15 protein-coding genes are annotated in these 17,285 nt (G+C 41.5%); 9 read left to right on the plus strand and 6 right to left on the minus strand.

The annotated features are described in order from the left end of the window. Nucleotides 1-227: 227 nt before the first annotated feature. The 3 genes from CXF72_RS15895 to CXF72_RS15905 are packed head-to-tail and all read right to left on the minus strand — an operon-like array spanning nucleotide 228 to nucleotide 2,633. Nucleotides 228-1,604, minus strand: coding sequence for an ATP-binding protein (locus CXF72_RS15895; protein ID WP_101040458.1), 1,377 nt, complete (start codon nucleotides 1,602-1,604; stop codon nucleotides 228-230). Next, a complete protein-coding gene (locus CXF72_RS15900) occupies nucleotides 1,604-2,296 on the minus strand; it encodes a response regulator transcription factor (protein ID WP_101040460.1) in 693 nt (230 codons plus the stop codon). The genes CXF72_RS15895 and CXF72_RS15900 overlap by 1 nt, the downstream gene beginning before the upstream one ends. Nucleotides 2,297-2,339: 43 nt before the next feature. Further along, nucleotides 2,340-2,633, minus strand: a complete 294-nt coding sequence (locus CXF72_RS15905; RefSeq protein ID WP_101040462.1) for a PepSY domain-containing protein — start codon at nucleotides 2,631-2,633, stop codon at nucleotides 2,340-2,342. Between the two features lie 300 nt (nucleotides 2,634-2,933). Here CXF72_RS15905 and selD point away from each other — a divergent pair, with 300 nt between their 5' ends. The 4 genes from selD (at nucleotide 2,934) to tyrA (ending at nucleotide 7,568) form a co-directional block, all read left to right on the plus strand. Next, nucleotides 2,934-3,989 carry a selenide, water dikinase SelD gene (gene selD / locus CXF72_RS15910; RefSeq protein ID WP_101040464.1) on the plus strand — a complete coding sequence of 352 codons (1,056 nt, stop codon included), beginning with the start codon at nucleotides 2,934-2,936 and terminating at the stop codon, nucleotides 3,987-3,989. Nucleotide 3,990: 1 nt separating this feature from the next. After that, nucleotides 3,991-5,103, plus strand: a complete 1,113-nt coding sequence (gene mnmH, locus CXF72_RS15915) for a tRNA 2-selenouridine(34) synthase MnmH (RefSeq protein ID WP_332870233.1) — start codon at nucleotides 3,991-3,993, stop codon at nucleotides 5,101-5,103. A 266-nt stretch (nucleotides 5,104-5,369) separates the two neighbouring features. Then, complete coding sequence (locus tag CXF72_RS15925) at nucleotides 5,370-6,431, plus strand: 3-deoxy-7-phosphoheptulonate synthase (protein ID WP_101040468.1); 1,062 nt, start codon at nucleotides 5,370-5,372, stop codon at nucleotides 6,429-6,431. 9 nt (nucleotides 6,432-6,440) lie between these two features. Next, the gene (tyrA, locus tag CXF72_RS15930; protein ID WP_101040470.1) at nucleotides 6,441-7,568 is read left to right on the plus strand and encodes a bifunctional chorismate mutase/prephenate dehydrogenase; all 1,128 of its coding nucleotides are present in this window, start codon (nucleotides 6,441-6,443) and stop codon (nucleotides 7,566-7,568) included. A gap of 84 nt (nucleotides 7,569-7,652) precedes the next feature. Here the strand turns inward: tyrA and hpf are convergent, their stop codons facing one another. Beyond that, nucleotides 7,653-8,063: a ribosome hibernation-promoting factor, HPF/YfiA family gene (gene hpf, locus CXF72_RS15935; RefSeq protein ID WP_011768713.1), complete on the minus strand. Its 411-nt coding sequence runs from the start codon at nucleotides 8,061-8,063 to the stop codon at nucleotides 7,653-7,655. 383 nt (nucleotides 8,064-8,446) lie between these two features. On the opposite strand from hpf, the gene CXF72_RS15940 reads away from it, so the two are divergent. The 5 genes from CXF72_RS15940 to CXF72_RS15960 are packed head-to-tail and all read left to right on the plus strand — an operon-like array spanning nucleotide 8,447 to nucleotide 15,866. After that, nucleotides 8,447-10,201 (plus strand): extracellular solute-binding protein, encoded by a 1,755-nt coding sequence (locus CXF72_RS15940; RefSeq protein ID WP_232785006.1) that lies wholly within the window; start codon nucleotides 8,447-8,449, stop codon nucleotides 10,199-10,201. Further along, nucleotides 10,198-11,274: a microcin C ABC transporter permease YejB gene (locus CXF72_RS15945; protein WP_101040473.1), complete on the plus strand. Its 1,077-nt coding sequence runs from the start codon at nucleotides 10,198-10,200 to the stop codon at nucleotides 11,272-11,274. The genes CXF72_RS15940 and CXF72_RS15945 overlap by 4 nt, the downstream gene beginning before the upstream one ends. Nucleotide 11,275: 1 nt before the next feature. Then, on the plus strand, nucleotides 11,276-12,325 hold the full coding sequence (locus CXF72_RS15950; protein WP_101040475.1) for an ABC transporter permease: 1,050 nt from the start codon (nucleotides 11,276-11,278) through the stop codon (nucleotides 12,323-12,325). Then, nucleotides 12,322-13,914, plus strand: coding sequence for an ABC transporter ATP-binding protein (locus tag CXF72_RS15955; protein ID WP_101040477.1), 1,593 nt, complete (start codon nucleotides 12,322-12,324; stop codon nucleotides 13,912-13,914). The genes CXF72_RS15950 and CXF72_RS15955 overlap by 4 nt, the downstream gene beginning before the upstream one ends. Before the next feature lie 38 nt (nucleotides 13,915-13,952). Then, nucleotides 13,953-15,866 (plus strand): transglycosylase SLT domain-containing protein, encoded by a 1,914-nt coding sequence (locus CXF72_RS15960; RefSeq protein WP_198552630.1) that lies wholly within the window; start codon nucleotides 13,953-13,955, stop codon nucleotides 15,864-15,866. Between the two features lie 113 nt (nucleotides 15,867-15,979). Here CXF72_RS15960 and CXF72_RS15965 read toward each other — a convergent pair whose 3' ends face one another. Together CXF72_RS15965 and argR are read right to left on the minus strand one after the other, a co-directional pair. Continuing rightward, nucleotides 15,980-16,384, minus strand: a complete 405-nt coding sequence (locus CXF72_RS15965) for a type IV pilin protein (protein WP_101040479.1) — start codon at nucleotides 16,382-16,384, stop codon at nucleotides 15,980-15,982. A gap of 334 nt (nucleotides 16,385-16,718) precedes the next feature. Next, nucleotides 16,719-17,171: a transcriptional regulator ArgR gene (gene argR / locus CXF72_RS15970; RefSeq protein WP_101040481.1), complete on the minus strand. Its 453-nt coding sequence runs from the start codon at nucleotides 17,169-17,171 to the stop codon at nucleotides 16,719-16,721. Between the last annotated feature and the right edge of the window lie 114 nt (nucleotides 17,172-17,285).

The raw sequence follows: 17,285 nt of genomic DNA on the forward strand, positions 1-17,285 counted from the left end.
TGGAACGATTTTGAACAGCTTTAGCTGACCACGAAGTGGTGAAGAAAAAGACCTTCTGAATAAAACTCACAACGCAGTTAGGGTTAATTTTAACCAGCAAGGATGATCACCTTTTTGGTTCTTTTGGTATTAGGACATCATAAAGAGTCAAAGATGAACACCAGCTGAAGATTTAAACCTAAGTGCGAAAAATAACATTTAGCGCTGAATTTTGTCGATGGACAATTTTAGAAGCTAAAGCGAAACTCAAATTTGGCTCCTCCGAGGTTTTTTGACGTTGAAACGAAGAGTTGACCATTATAGCTGTCCGTAAGATCCCGCACGATAGCCAGACCTATCCCGTGTCCACGCTGGTAGGATTCCGCCCGTATACCACGCTCGAAGATTTGGCTGTGTTGCTCCGGGCTAATCCCCTTGCCATCATCTTCAACCGTGATGATTAACTCATCTTCATTGGCGGTGACGGTTAATGCCACCTGCGATTTTGCGGCTTTGCAGGCGTTATCTAAGACATTACCCAGTATTTCTGTCAGATCTGCTTCATCACCTTTAAAGATAGCTTGCGGATCGCTATTCTGGTCTATTGATATTTGCGGCTCGCGATAGATTTTATGCAGGGTTCTGATTAATTTATCCGCCACGGATTTGACCTTAATGCCTAAATGCCAGGAGGCGCCCGCCGCAGTTTGAGCCCGTTTTAATTGATGACCAATGATACTGTTAATGATCGATACCTGCTCGATTGCAGCGCTATTCAGCTCTTTCTGGCTTTGAATAACGGCAAGCGGTGTCTTCAGGCTGTGCGCCAGATCAGACAGGGCATTACGGTAGCGCTTACGCTGACTTTGTTCGGTATTAAGCAGGGCATTGAGTTGTCGTGCAACAGCTTGCAATTCAGTCGGGTAAATTTCAGTAAGCTGTTGTGTTCGGCCCTGTTCAATATCGTTGAGTTCCTTGCTGAATTTGGCCAGAGGCTTTAAGGTCCATAACAACCAAGCCATCTGCACAATAACCAATAGCGCCATTAGAATAAGCAGCCAGCTCCAGAGTTGTTTAGTAAAGCGGTCAACCTGGCGCTGAAAATCTAGCTGATCCTTAATGATATGGAGAGTGATTGGCAGCGCTGCAGCACTATTAGGTTGCTCGAAACTGGCGGTGAAGCTGTAGATTAGATAAGGTTTTCCCTCAAGTTTAATCTCAGAAAATTCACTTTGACCCGTCGCCGGATGCGCTAAGTTAACGGGTGCTTTAAACCCCAGAAAGGAATTAGACTGCCAGGCTATTCTGCTCTGCCCTGCGTTAACCTTAGGCATCGTTATCAAGGCATATAAACCGGACTGAATAACATTAAATTGATTTTCTAATAATAAATCCGGCATAAGTAACTGGCCGTGATCAAACTCAGTCACCGCAAGTACGGAATAAACATAGGCGCTGAGTTCATTTTTGCTGGCACTTTTTACCTGCTCTTTAAATGCATTGTTGAGGGTCAATCCAATCAAAGGCATAAGCACTAATATTAATAACAGGGCGCTGACGATTAGGCGTGCTTTAAGGGAATTTAAGTTTGCCACTCTTTTGGGCTTAATCGTCTTTTGGCTCATTAGCCATCACCCTGACTTTTTGGTAACGGAGTAAGGCGGTAACCTTGCCCTCTTAATGTCTCGATAAGTCCATATTCATTATCAGGATCGAGCTTTTTTCTTAAGCGCCTGATAAAAACTTCAATCACATTGGAATCAAGATCAAAATCCTGATCGTAAATATGTTCGGTGAGCACTGTTTTCGATTTAACTTCACCGGGATGGAGCATAAAGTATTCAAAAATCTTGTACTCGGACGCGCTTAAATTAATGAATTGATGTTCTTTTTTGACTTCAAGGCTGCTGATATTAATACTGAACGGGCCATTATTAATAACCGGACTCGCTTTACCCGCTGAACGGCGAATCAAGGCATTGAGTCGCGCCACCAGTTCTTCCGGATAAAAGGGTTTGCACAAATAGTCATCGGCACCGGCATCCAGTCCTTCTACTTTAGCTTGCCAGCTGTCGCGCGCCGTTAAAATTAAAATAGGAAAATTTCTGTGTTTTTCCCGAAGGCGAGTAATCACAGTGATACCGTCTATTTTAGGCAAACCCAGATCGATAATGGCCGCATCATAATTATATTCAATCCCCTGAAAAAGCCCCTCTTCACCATCGGATGCGGTATCGACCCGATAATTAGAAGCGACTAAGTGTTGTTGTAGATTGCTCCGAAGACTGAGATCGTCTTCGACTAAAAGTATTCTCATTGACAGGATCCTTTGACTATCTTTCGTTGCTTGACTGCAGGGATTATTTTCCGCTAATACTGCCGGTTTGGGCATCGACAAAGAGATAAAATACCCGTCCCTCTTTGGAGATCATCTTAACCTTATAACCAGAGTAACCATCGCTGTTACTTACTTGCGCTCTGAGCACTTTACCCTGATATTGATGCTTAACTAACTGCACCGCCTGAGCTGTACTGCTAACCTTGATTTTTGATGATTGATCGGCGGCCCTGCCGTCATTAGCGGCAGAGGCTGTTGTTGCCGCCAAAGGCAACAGTAAACAGACTGCCAGAGTCAAGATAGAAGCCATTTTCATGAGCTGTGCCCGCCTTACTTAAAAGAGTCGTGATAGTGGATGCGCCTACAGTTTAATTAATAAACAGCTTGTTGTCATCCAAGTAAAGCTGCAGCCTGAAGACTCGCCTGATATACTGAGCCGAAAAAATTCAAAAACAGAAGTGCTTAAGCCCATGCGATCTTGTATACCGCAATGCTTTTACGGATAAGTATGACAAATGTTATCCTTTAAATTTGATATAAAAGCATAAAAAACACTAGTTTTCCCTGCCACGTGCTTAAGTTTAATCTTCTTCAAAAATCAGTGAGAGATAATAAAATGTCAGCAGATTATGAACATACCAATGTACGTCTAACCCAATACAGTCATGGTGCCGGTTGCGGGTGTAAAATTTCGCCGAAAGTATTAGATAGCATTCTGTTATCAGCACTTCCAGCCTTCCAGGATCCCAATCTATTAGTGGGCAATGAAAATAAAGATGATGCCGCTGTTTATGATCTTGGCAACGGTAGTTCTATTATCAGTACCACGGACTTTTTTATGCCTATTGTGGATGATCCTTTTGATTTTGGCCGTATTGCAGCGACTAATGCGATCAGCGATATTTACGCTATGGGCGGTAAACCCATTATGGCCATTGCTATTCTCGGCTGGCCTGTCAATAAATTGGATCCCAGCATAGCGGCCCGGGTCATTGACGGTGGTCGTTCGGTTTGCCATGCAGCCGGAATTGCATTAGCGGGCGGGCATAGTATTGATGCGCCCGAGCCTATCTTCGGATTGGCAGTTACCGGCATAGTACCAACCGACAAAATTAAACAGAATAGCCAGGCTAAAGAGGGCGATTTGCTGTTTTTATCTAAACCTATTGGTATCGGCATTTTAACCACCGCAGAAAAAAAGGGCTTGCTGAAGGCCGCCCACAAAAATCTGGCACGCGATACTATGTGTGAGCTTAATCAGATTGGCGCAGAGTTTGCTAATATAGACGGCGTCAATGCGATGACCGACGTGACCGGTTTTGGTTTGTTGGGGCATTTATCGGAAATTTGCGAAGGCAGCGGCTTGTCCGCATCACTTGATTTTTCCGCTATTCCCACCTTAGATGCTATTGAATATTATGTGGAAAAAGGTTGTGTGCCCGGTGGTTCAATGCGTAATTTTGACAGTTACGGCCATAAAGTGTCACCCATTAGTGAACTGCAAAAAACTATTTTATGCGATCCGCAAACATCGGGCGGCCTGCTTATCTCTGTTTCACCGTCAAGTGCTGAAATATTGATGGAAACCGCAAAAAACAGCGGTGTTAAGTTATTCCAGATTGGCAAAATAGAGTCAGCAAGCGCTCAGCAAACCGTTATTTCAGTGTTATAAAATGAGTGAATTAAAAATGCCACAAAGCGACCTTCAAGAGCAACAATTATATCGCTCGTTGTTTTTGTCAAAGACCCCGTTGATTGACCTTAGGGCGCCCGTTGAATTTGTTCAGGGCGCTTTTCCTGAAAGCTGTAACTTACCTTTAATGACAGATAACGAGCGCGAGCAGGTCGGTACTTGTTATAAAAAAGAGGGCCAAGCCGCTGCCATTACACTCGGGCATCAGTTAGTGGCATCCGATATACAAAATCGCATTAGAAAATGGGCCCAGTTTAAAGAGGCAAACTCAACGGCCTGGCTGTACTGTTTTCGAGGGGGGCTGCGCTCACGATTATCGGCACAATTCCTGATCGATCACGGCGTAGACATTAATATTGTGCCGGGTGGTTATAAAGCCTTGCGCCGTTATCTTATTGACGTTATCGATCAGGCGGCTGAGCAAAAGTTAATGATTGTCGGTGGTAATACCGGCTGTGGTAAAACACAATTAATTCAAGCACTTGATAACGGACTGGATATAGAAGGTCGGGCCAATCATCGCGGTTCCAGTTTTGGTAAGCAGGTAACACCGCAGCCACGGCAAATTAGTTATGAAAATCAACTCGCTATTGATATTCTGCATATTTCACAACATGCCAATTCCTTGGTTATTGAGGATGAAAGTAAAGCGATCGGGGCATTATATGTTCCCGAACTTCTGTTTGCCGGTATGACGCGGGCACCGATGGTGGTCGTTGATGATCCTCTTGATATCCGCCTGCAGAGACTGTGTTATGAATATTGCACCTCAATGACTGAAAAGTTTAGCCAGGCATTAGGTGCCGAACAAGGGTGGCTGGCTTATGAAAAATATCTGCACAATGGCTTGTACGGCATTAGAAAACGCTTGGGAACAGAAAAATTTAAGGTGATCAATGACGTTTTAGATGCCGCACTCAAGCAGCAGCAAAACACCGGAAGCGTAGAAGGGCACCTCAATTGGATTGCGCCAATACTGAGGGATTATTACGATCCTATGTACCAATATCAGCTTGGGAAAAAGGCCGACAGAATACAATTTAGCGGTACATTCCAAGAGGTCAAAGAATGGTTAACCGTTAACAAAAAATAAGCGGCTTTGGGCTTTCGGCTTTCGGCTCGTAGCCCGCAGCTCGCAGCCCGCAGCTCGCAGCTCGCAGCTCGCAGCTCGCAGCCCGCAGCCCGCAGCTCGCAGCCCGCAGCCCGCAGCTCGCAGCCCGCAGCTCGCAGCCCGCAGCCCGCAGCTCGCAGCTCGTCGCTTTCAGCTTTTAATCATTTCAGCGGGTTAATCGCATGATCTATTTTACCGCTATGCTATGATACTTTTATTCATAAAATGTCAGCAACAAGAGAATCACTATGCCTCAAAATGAAAATATTTATATAGAATCAGAAACAGTGTTAATCACTCCTGCAGAATTAAAAAATTTAGTGCCGGCTTCGGAAGATGTTTATCAATTTATCGCAGAAGCTCGACAAACAGTGTCGAATATTGTGCATAAGAAAGATCCGCGTTTTTTGGTGATTTGCGGACCTTGTTCTATCCATGATATTGATGCCGCTAAAGATTATGCGACACGCCTAAAATCCTTACATGAGGAATATAAGGATACGCTTTATATTGTCATGAGAGTTTATTTTGAAAAACCCCGTACCACAGTAGGTTGGAAAGGGTTAATTAATGACCCTTATATGGATGATTCATTCGAAATTGAAACCGGATTAAAGCAAGCTCGCGAACTACTGCTATGGATTTCTGAATTAGGTTTACCTATTGCAACGGAAGCGCTTGATCCTATCAGCCCGCAATATTTAGGCGATCTGTTTAGTTGGTCTGCGATTGGCGCGCGTACTACTGAGTCACAAACTCACCGCGAAATGGCCAGTGGTTTATCAATGCCGGTTGGTTTCAAAAATGGCACCGACGGCAGTTTATCTACCGCTGTCAACGCGATGAAATCTGCGTCTTCTCCACATCGTTTTATGGGTATTAACCAGTTAGGCCAAAGTGCATTACTGCAGACCTCGGGTAATAGAGATGGCCATGTTATTTTACGTGGCGGTGGTGGTAAGCCGAACTATGACTCCGTCAATGTTACATTGGCAGAGCAGGCACTTAAAAAAGCCAATGTAGAAGAAGTATTGATTGTCGACTGCAGTCATGAAAATTCAAATAAAAATCATGCCCTGCAGCCTTTAGTGGCAAAAGATGTATTCCATCAGGTGACAGAAGGCAATAAATCCATCGTAGGTATTATGCTGGAAAGTAATATTAATGAAGGCAATCAGGCGGTAAAATTACCTAAAGCGTCTCTTAAATATGGTGTGTCAGTCACTGATGCCTGTATTGATTGGGAAACAACGAGTCAACTTCTTTCTGAAGCTGTCAATATATTAAAAGATACTTTAAAAACAAGATAAGAAGGATTTATGCCTTTAAGTAAATTACGAGATCAAATTGATGCAGTTGATCAGCAGATAATTGACCTGCTTGCTGAACGTCTTCGTCTGGTGGGTGAAGTTGGTGAAGTTAAAGCCAAGCATGGTTTACCTATTTATGTTCCTGAGCGTGAAGCGGCTATGCTGGCTAAACGCCGCGAGGAAGCATCATCTAAAGGCGTGCCGGCCAATCTAATCGAAGATATCCTGCGCCGTACGATGCGCGAATCCTATGCCAGTGAAAATGATACTGGCTTTAAAACTGTTAATCCAAAGATGAAAAGAATTGTTATCATTGGCGGGAACGGCTTATTAGGTCAGCGTTTTGTGGAAATGTTTAAGTTATCGGGCTATGAGGTTGATATTCTAGGACGTGCTAACTGGGACAAGGCCGAAGAGATATGCAGTCATGCAGGTCTGGTTATTGTCGGTTCGCCAATTGATGTCACTGTCTCAGTTATCGAGCAACTTAGTTATCTTCCCGATGATTGTATTCTAGCGGATATTACCAGCGTAAAAGATGAGCCGCTGCAGGCAATGCTGAAGGTGCATAAAGGCCCTGTTGTTGGTTTACATCCTATGTTTGGTCCTGATATTACCAGTTTCGCCAAGCAGGTTGTTGTTTACTGTGATGGTCGGGGTGAAGAGAAGTACCAGTGGTTAATCGAACAGATGAAAATCTGGGGCGCGCATCTTTATAATGTTGACTCGACAGTTCACGATGAGTCGATGACCCTGATTCAAGCATTACGACACTTTACGAGTTTTGTCTACGGAAGCCATTTAAAAGAAGTGGATGCTGATTTAAAACAGTTGTTAGATTTAAGCTCCCCAATTTATCGTTTGGAGCTGGCAATGGTCGGACGCCTGTTTGCGCAGGATCCCGCTTTATATGCCGATATTATTCTTTCACAAAAAAATAATCTGGTGATGATCAAACGTTATCATCAGCATTTTGCCGAGGCGATTGAGTTACTTGAAAATGCGGATCGAGAGCAGTTTATTAAACGTTTTCAATCGGTAACTGAATGGATGGGGGATTATTCTTCTTTATTCCTTGATGAAAGTCGCTCGCTGCTGCAGCAGGCTCATGATAATCGCCATTACGAAGATAAATAAAGAACAATTAAGCACTTTTTTCAGGCAATAAAAAAGGAGGTTTTTAACCTCCTTTTTTATTTACTTATTTGTTTTGTATCAGTTTTATGCTGCGAATTCTTTATTTAATTTTATTTCAGCATCTGATTCAATTTCAATCTCAGGCTCTTCAATCGCTTCGCCTGAAATCTCTCCTGTTCGGCACATATCTTTACCGTTATTTTTGGCGCGACTCGCTTCAGATTTATGGAGATATTTAGTTAACTGACGTTCTAATTTTTGAAATAATTGTCCGATTGCGACATACAGATCATCATTCTGTGCATGTGCAAAAATTTTATCATTAGGAACGTTAATTGTAGCTTCTATTTTTACGCCTTTAGGCTCTTTGGTGATAATGACGTGGGGAGTGATAAGGGGAATTTGTAGCTTTTCTAATTTTTCGAATCTTTCCTCTACTTTGGTGCGCATTGTATCAGTGATAGTAATTTGTTTACTTGTGATTTCAATTCTCATATAAGACACCTCTTGGTTGTACGTTTATTGCATTTGTAAATAGATTATTCTTTTTTACCAATTTTAAAAGCGATCTCTGTCACAATTTTCTGGCTTGTACTGGTAATGAAATTATTATTTGACCTAGGTTTGTTTTCTTAAAATAAAAATAATCATTGCTTGTTGTGCTGAAAAACTTAGGGCATCCTTGAACAGATAACCTCATTACTTTTACTTCTTACTTTTCTTTTTCTTTTTTAATTTAAATGTTTTTTTAATTTTTTCTTTTGCTATCTTTGTTTCCATTACTCCTCTTATTTAACAGCTGAATCTATTATATGTTTCCACTCTCACTCTTTAAGCTTACACGTATTTTGCTCTTTTGCTATTTAAGCAGTAGTTCTTTGTTATTTGCCGGTGCCTGGCAGCATGGGCTGAGCATGTATGGAGACTTTAAATATGCGCCAAATTTTACCCATTTTCAATATGTAAATCCAAATTCACCTAAGGGAGGCGTTTTCAGACAAGCCGCTATTGGTAGTTTTGACTCCCTAAATCCGTTTATTGTTAAAGGCAATGCAGCCAGTGGAATCAGTATGATTTATGATACTTTACTGGCGCAATCAAAAGATGAACCCTTTAGCAGTTATGGATTGATTGCGGAAAAAGTCAAAGTGGCGAGCGACTTTACTTCGGTCAGTTTTATGCTCAATAAAAATGCCCGATTTCACGATGGTAAAAGTATTCTAGCCAGTGATGTTAAGTTCAGTTTTGAATTGTTAGTTGAAAAAGGGGCGCCGCATTATCGCTCCTATTATTCCGGAGTGAAGGAGGTGGTGGTCGATAATGATCAGCAGGTCACTTTTTACTTTAAAGAAATTGGTAATCGCGAATTGTCTTTAATCATCGGTCAGCTGCCCATTTTACCTGAACATTTTTGGGCGGATAAGGATTTTGCCACAAGCAGCTTAACCATTCCGCTCGGTTCAGGTCCCTATCAAGTGGATAGTTTTGATGCTTCAAAAAGAATCACTTACAAAAGAGTTAAAGATTATTGGGCAAAAGATTTGGCCGTTAATAAAGGCCAGCATAATTTTGACAGTATGATCATTGATTATTATCGCGATGATAGTGTTGCCTTTGAAGCATTTAAATCGGGTAATTTTGATTACCGTCTGGAAAGTTCAGCAAAGCGTTGGGCAACGGGTTATGTCGGTGATAACTTTGAAACAGGCGCAATTATCAGCCGTAAAATTGCCGATAAAAATCCGCAGGGGATGCAGGGTTTCTGGTTTAATTTGCGCAAAGAAAAATTTAAAGATGTTAATGTGCGTCAGGCGATCGCTTTGTTATTTGATTTTGAGTGGGCCAATAAAACCCTTTTTTACGGCGCTTACTCGCGTATTAACAGCTTTTATTCCGGCTCTGAATTATCCACCCAAGAAAATATTTCTGCCGCTGAACGTGCGGTTTTACTGCCCTATAAAGATCAGCTCTCAAAGGCTGTTTTTGCCCCTATCAAATTCCCGGAAAGCAGTGCCGACGGCAATATTCGAGCGCGGCTGAGAAAATCCGTTGAGTTACTTAAACTTGCCGGATACCAGTTAAAAGACAGTAAAATGCAGGATAAGAATGGCCGGCAATTAAGCTTTGAGTTTTTACTTTACAGCAAGGATTTTGAACGTGTGGTTCATCCATTTCGCCGTAATTTACAGCGTATAGGTATAAAAACCTCGCTACGACTGGTTGATGTTTCCCAGTACATTAACCGCTTAAATAATTTTGATTTTGACTTAGTATCATTGCGCAAAGGGCAATCAATCTCGCCGGGTAATGAGCAATCGGGTCATTGGGGCTGCGATAGTATGATGGAGCCCGGAACCGCCAATTGGTCCGGGGTTTGTCATCCGGTCATTGATCAGTTGGTCAGTAAATTAATTATGGCCGATACACGCAAAGATCTGGTGCAGACAACCAAAGCCTTAGACCGTGTTTTGCTCAGCCAGCATTTTGTTATTCCCCAGTGGTATCTGCCCGCCTATCGAATTGCCTATTGGAATAAATTTTCTCATCCAAATATTGCGCCACTATATGATTTGGGTTTATCCACCTGGTGGTCAACTCAGGCAGAAAACACTAAGGAGGAAATACAAGAATGAATTATTATATTTTAAGGCGTTTATTACTTATTATTCCGACCCTGCTCGGCATTATGACCATTAATTTTTTTATTGTACAGATTGCCCCCGGCGGTCCGGTTGAACAGGCAATTGCACAATATCAGGGCATAGGCGATGCGAATACAACGCGCGTCGCATCGGGCACTAACAGTGAAATAAAACAGGGCGGTGAAAGTAAATACCGCGGTTCCCGAGGGGTGGATCCTGAATATATTAAAGCACTTGAAAAACTCTATGGTTTTGATAAACCTATTATCGATCGTTACTTTTCAATGTTATGGCGTTATATAAAATTTGATTTCGGCGAAAGCTTTTATCGCAATGAAAAAGTCACCGATTTAATTATTTCAAAAATGCCCGTTTCAATTTCATTGGGGCTTTGGACAACGCTGCTCGTGTATTTAATTTCTATCCCTCTAGGGATTAAAAAAGCTACCTCGCATGGCCATTCTTTTGATATCTGGACCAGTACTATTGTGACCGTCGCCTATGCGCTGCCGAGCTTTATTGTTGCTATTATGCTGATTGTTCTCTTTGCGGGGGGGTCCTATTATGACTGGTTTCCGTTGCGCGGATTAACCTCGGATAATTTTTCGGAGTTGAGCTTGATGGCGCAAATTAAAGATTATTTCTGGCACCTGACTCTGCCTGTTTTTGCCTCTGTATTAGGCAGTTTTGCAACCCTGACTATGCTCACCAAGAACTCTTTCCTTGATGAAATTCATAAACAATATGTGGTTACTGCGCGCGCTAAGGGCTGCTCGGATAAGCGAATTTTGTACGGTCACGTGTTTAGAAATGCCATGTTATTAGTCTTGGCAGGTTTACCCGCGGCACTGATTGGTATTTTTTTTACAGGCTCGATGTTAATTGAAGTTATTTTTTCTTTAGATGGCTTAGGTCTATTAAGCTTTGAATCCGTTATCAACCGTGATTATCCGGTAATTTTTGCCTCGCTCTACATGTTTACTATAGTGGGGCTGGTGTTAAAACTGATCAGTGATATCACTTATACTCTGATTGATCCGCGCATCACTTTTGAGGGGCGTTAATATGTCATTATTAAACACATGGCAAGAGATGCGCCGCAATCCGGTTAATGCGGACCGCTGGTTACAGTTTAAAAATAATAAACGTGGTTACTGGTCGCTGTGGATCTTTTTAATCTTATTTTCAGCCAGTTTACTGGGTGAACTGTGGATAAATGACAAACCTATTATGGTTTCCTATCAGCAGCATTGGTATTTCCCCCTTGTTGAGGATATTCCTGAGAATCAACTCGGGGGGGATTTTGATATTACCACGGATTTTAGTGACCCTTATATGGTGACGCAAATTCGCAAAGCAGGCTGGATCATCTGGCCGCTTATCCCATTTTATTTTGACAGTATTAATTTTGAGTTAACCGAGCCTGCACCCTCGCCACCCAGCGATATTAACTATCTGGGAACCGATGATCAGGGCCGGGATGTGTTAGCGCGTTTGGTTTATGGATTTCGAATCTCTGTTGTATTTGCGTTGGCGTTAACCTTAGTCAGTTCAGTGATTGGTATTATTGTGGGTGCTGTTCAAGGCTATTACGGCGGGCGAATAGATCTTTTCGGGCAGCGTTTTTTAGAAATTTGGGAAGGCCTGCCGATGTTATTTATGCTGATTATTTTAGCCAGTTTTGTGGAGCCCACTTTTCTGTGGTTATTAGGCTTAATGATTCTTTTTAGCTGGCCAAGTTTAGTGGGGGTGGTGCGTGCGGAGTTTTTACGCGGACGCCATTTAGAATATGTAAAAGCCGCCCGTGCTTTGGGGGTTGGCGATAAAAAAATTATGTTTAAACATATTTTGCCCAATGCCATGATTGCAACCTTAACTTTTATGCCCTATCTGTTTACCGGAGCTTTAACCACGTTAACCTCCTTGGATTTTCTCGGTTTTGGTTTACCCCTTGGTTCTGCATCCTTAGGCGAGATGGTCGCACAGGGTAAAGACAACCTGCATGCCCCCTGGCTTGCTATTACTGCGTTTATTTCATTATCCACTATTTTGGTATTATTGGTTTTTATCGGAGAAGCGACGCGTGATGCATTTGATCCAAGGAGATCCTTGTGAGTAGCAAAAATGAATTATTAAAAATAGAAAATCTGGCGGTCAGTTTTGGCGATAAAAAGGTTGTCAGCGGAGTAAGTTTTAGCCTTGATAAAGGGCAAACACTCGCCATAGTGGGTGAAAGTGGTGCGGGTAAATCTCTGCTTGCCTTATCTATTCTGCAGTTATTACCCTATCCCCATGCACACCACCCTGCAGGTCAAATCTACATAGATGGTTTGCAGTTAGTGGGAAAAGAGACGGCAGTATTAGAAACGATTCGCGGTAATAAAGTAGGCATGATTTTCCAGGAGCCGATGACCTCACTCAACCCTTTGCATACGGTGCAAAAGCAGATTGCTGAAACCCTGCTGATCCATAAAGGATTAACAGGTAAGGCATCCACTGCGCGTATTATTGAGTTATTAGATTTGGTGGGCATTGAAGCACCGGAAACACGCTTAGCTTCTTATCCGCATGAATTATCCGGTGGGCAACGTCAACGTGTGATGATCGCCATGGCGCTCGCTAACGATCCGGAACTGCTGATTGCCGATGAGCCGACTACTGCCCTTGATGTGACTATTCAAAGGCAAATTTTGGATCTGTTAAAATCATTACAAAAACGTCTTAATATGGCGGTCTTAATTATTACCCATGATCTCCATGTAGTTAAGCATATTGCCGATTCAGTGTTAGTGATGCACGATGGTAAAAGCATAGAATACAGCAGTAAAAATGATCTTTTTTCAAACCCCAAGCACGCCTATACCAAACTTTTATTGAATGCGGAACCTAGTGGCGAAATGACGGAATTAATTTCTCCCGAACTTATTTTAAGCGCGAATAATATCAATGTGAGCTACCCGTTAAAGAAAAATTTTTGGGGAAAAACCACCCGCAGTCTGCAAGCCGTTAAAAATGTCAGTTTACAGATTCATCAGGGTGAAACTGTGGCTATTGTGGGGGAAAGCGGCTCAGGGAAAAGTACCTTAGCGCAGGCGATATTGCAGCTCAATAAAAGTACCGGAGATGTTGTTTATTTGGGGAAAAAAATAAATGCTATTAAACATAACGAGTTACAAAGATTAAGGAAAAAATTACAGATAGTTTTTCAGGATCCCTTTGCCAGCTTAAGTCCGCGTATGTCTGTTCGCGATATTATTGCCGAAGGACTGCAGGTTCATCAACAAACAAAACCATTATCCGCTAAAGAAATTGATCTTCAAGTTGAGCAGGTTTTACAACGGGTTGGTCTGGAAAAAGACAGCGGGTTGCGTTACCCCCATGAGTTTTCCGGGGGGCAGCGTCAGCGAATTTCAATTGCGCGGGCCTTAATCCTAAAACCGCAGTTAATTGTATTAGACGAGCCAACGTCAGCGTTAGATCGCAGTATTCAGAAACAGATATTAGCATTGTTAATATCACTGCAGAAAGAACTCGGCTTGAGCTATCTTTTTATCAGCCATGATTTGTCCGTGGTTCGCGCTATTAGCCACCGTGTATTGGTGATGCACAATGGCGAAATTATTGAACAGGGAAGCTGCAAAAAAATATTTTCACAGCCAAACCATGAGTACACAAAAATACTATTATTATCCTCGGTTTTGTGATGATATGAGAGACTAATTAACCTTTTGGGAGAGCCTTGGTGAATAAATTATTACTACTGTGTTGCGGTTTTTTCTCTATGACAAGTTTTGTCTCTGCCTATAATCTCGAGGAGCAAAGAGAACTCTACTCACAGGTTATTGTTTTACAAGAACAAGGCGAGTGGGAGCGAGCACAAAAAAAGGTGGCATTAATCCCCGAGTATCCATTAACTTACCTGCTTGAATTTCAGAGTATTAAGGCACATTTTGCTGTTAATAACGCAGCAGTGGTGCAGTCCTTTATTAACAATAACCCGAAACGTAGCCTTTCCTTAGATTTAGAAAGAGATTATTTACGCTTTTTAGCAAAAAATCATGCCTGGAAGGAATTTTTGAATTTTTATCCGCAATTACCTAATAGTAGTGATCTTAAATGTAATTACTTCCAGGCAAAAATAAGTCAGGGTAAGACGAAAGAAATTTGGCCTGAATTTAAAAAAACCTGGTTAACGGGAAGCTCTTTAGCGCCGGCCTGTGACAGTGTTATCGCGGTTTACCGTGATAATAACTCCCTTTCAGAAACGTTGGTTTGGCAGCGTTTTAGCTTAGCTTATCAGCGTCATTCCCCTGCTTTAATGCGTTATTTAATTACCTGGATGGAAGGGGATAACAGGAGCCTCGCAACTCAGTTATATGGGTTATATAAAAATCCAAAGGGCTTGCTGAGCAGCGAATTATTTAAAAGCAGAGAACAGGACAGCTTTGTATTTTTACAAACGAGTATTAAACGCTTAGCGCGAGTCGATCTGGATGCCGCTATGGATCTGTTTAACATTTATGAGAAAAAAATTCCTTTTACGGCTTTCGAAAGTCAGGCATTAAAAAAATATTTTGCATTACGGGTCCTATTGTATGATGAGGAGGGGCAGCTGCCATGGTTAGATAAAGCGCTTGCCTCTTTGAATGATGACGGATTGTTTGAGCTGCGACTTCGTTATGCAATAAAATTGGATAACTGGAAAGATATTGAATATTGGTTAAACGCTTTGCCACAAAGATTACAAAAAAAAGACAAATGGATATATTGGCAAGCGCGTGTATTAGAAAACAAACAACAGCAGACACAAGCCGATAAACTCTATCTTAAGATTGCCGGGCAAAGACGTTATTATAGTTTTCTGGCGGCTCAAAAGTTGGGGCTTGATTATCAGCTAAATGCTAAATTAGTCAGTGAAAAGAGTAACAGCTTAAAGATGATGAAAGCGGATCTTGCTCATATTGGAGAATTAGTCTTCCAAAAACGTAATGCACTTTTAAAGCGAGAATGGCATGCATTATTAAATAACAACGATACAAACACTCAGCTGCAGCTAGGCTTGTACGCATATCAAAAGGATTGGGCACATCTGTCGGTGATGGCCAGTATTAACAGTAAGAGTTGGGATGCGTTGAATATACGTTTTCCCGAAGTAAAACCGAGCTTATTTGCAAATACGGCGAATCAATACCAGCTGGAGCCAACCTATATTTATGCTCTGGCTCGTCAGGAGAGTGCTTTTGACGAGTACGCGAAATCTCGAGTGGGTGCCAGTGGTTATATGCAGCTGATGCCGGCGACAGCAAAAGAAACGGCGCAAATGATCGGGATGAAAGATTATAACGATCAGGCGCAGTTAACTGAAGGGGCTATTAATGTGCAGTTAGGCACAGCTTATTTTGAGATGTTATTAAAACGTTATAGCGGTAATCGAATCCTTGCTACAGCGGCTTATAATGCGGGTCCTCATCGCGTTGATAGCTGGAAAGGTAAAGCTGGGCAAAGCTTGGAGATGGATAGTTGGATTGAAACCATTCCCTATAAAGAAACGCGTAACTATGTGAAAAATGTATTAGCTTATAATGTTATCTACCAGCACATTTTAGATAAATCGCGAGAATTTTTTAATAAAAAAGAGCTCAATACGCGTTATTAGTTCATAAGAAAAGAAAGGTTTAATATTGTCTACTATGCTTATCCGTTAATAACTCTTTAACAATCTTGCCGGTCGATCATAATCCCTGATTTTGTAAAAAATTGGGGATTTTTTTATGACCAGCATTCATCATTGGGGTCACCCTGATCGTCAGAATGCAGGTTGTCCTGATTGATCACTAAGGTTGTACATTGAGACTTATCATTCGCCTGCATTGTCCCTGCTTTAGCGACCGCTTTCATTACATAAGTAGATCTTCCTGCTGAGATGATAGTAAAAGTATAATAACTATGATTATCCGGTAGTCCGACGTCGCCTGCGACAGTTGAATATGTTGGATTTAAAATATGCAGACTGCTCTGTACTAACTGTGCTTTTTGCAATTCATTTATGGCATCACTGCGATTTACGCTAAGCATATAAGATTTATAGTTGGGGTAAGCGATGCTTGCTAATATCCCGATAATCACTATTACAACTAAGAGTTCAATTAATGTAAATCCTTGAGCCTTTTTCATAAAATCATCTCCTCTATTTAATGCGATGTAACGCTCTGAATCTTTTTCATTAAAGTACCTTCTATATTTAATACGATGTAAATCCTTGAGTCTTTTTCATAAAATCACTTCCCGATATAATGTCATGTGCAGGTAAGTGTAGGATGCTATTAACAAAGCGACAGGAGGTCTTCAAGCTTAATAGCTAATATGTGAAGTGTTACGATAGACCTTAAAACAGAAGTTAATATAGCAGTCGTGGATGCTCAAATTAAAAATGGGGAATCGCTGAGAATAATATTCTCAGCGGGTTTTCAATCGTCGCTATAAAAAACGGCGTTCGCGACAGGGAAAATCAATGAAATAATTTTTTGATGATATTCATCGTTTCCTGTATTTTTTTAGAGTTCGTCGGGGTTGTGAAGATAGTATCATCGCCGGCGATGTTACCTAATATGCCCTCGGTTTTACCGATCGAATCTAATAAGCGAGCGATTAACTGAGCGGCACCGGGACTGGTACGGATAACAATGATACTGTCATTGCGATCTATATCTAATACAAGGTTTTTTAATGGGCTTGTAATTATAGGGATACTTAAGTCAGCCGGTAAACAATATAACATTTCTTGTTTTGCATTACGTGTGCGTACTGCGCCGGATTTGCTTAACATGCGGGAAACTTTTGACTGATTAATATTATTAAAACCAGCATTAACCAAGGCTTCTACTATCTCGCCTTGAGAGCTAAAATGTTCTTTTTCCAATAATGCTTTGAAAAATGTCATTAATTCTGTTGATTGCTTCATTATTTATTCTTTTTAGTGCTTCAAGGGCGCAATAATAATGAATATTAAGCATTTATCAACCCATTAATCTACAATTAAAATGCATAACTATTCAATTTCAGACTTGTGTTTAAA

It is taken from the genome of Psychromonas sp. MB-3u-54, assembly GCF_002836415.1.
In the GTDB taxonomy this organism is placed as follows: Bacteria; Pseudomonadota; Gammaproteobacteria; order Enterobacterales; family Psychromonadaceae; genus Psychromonas.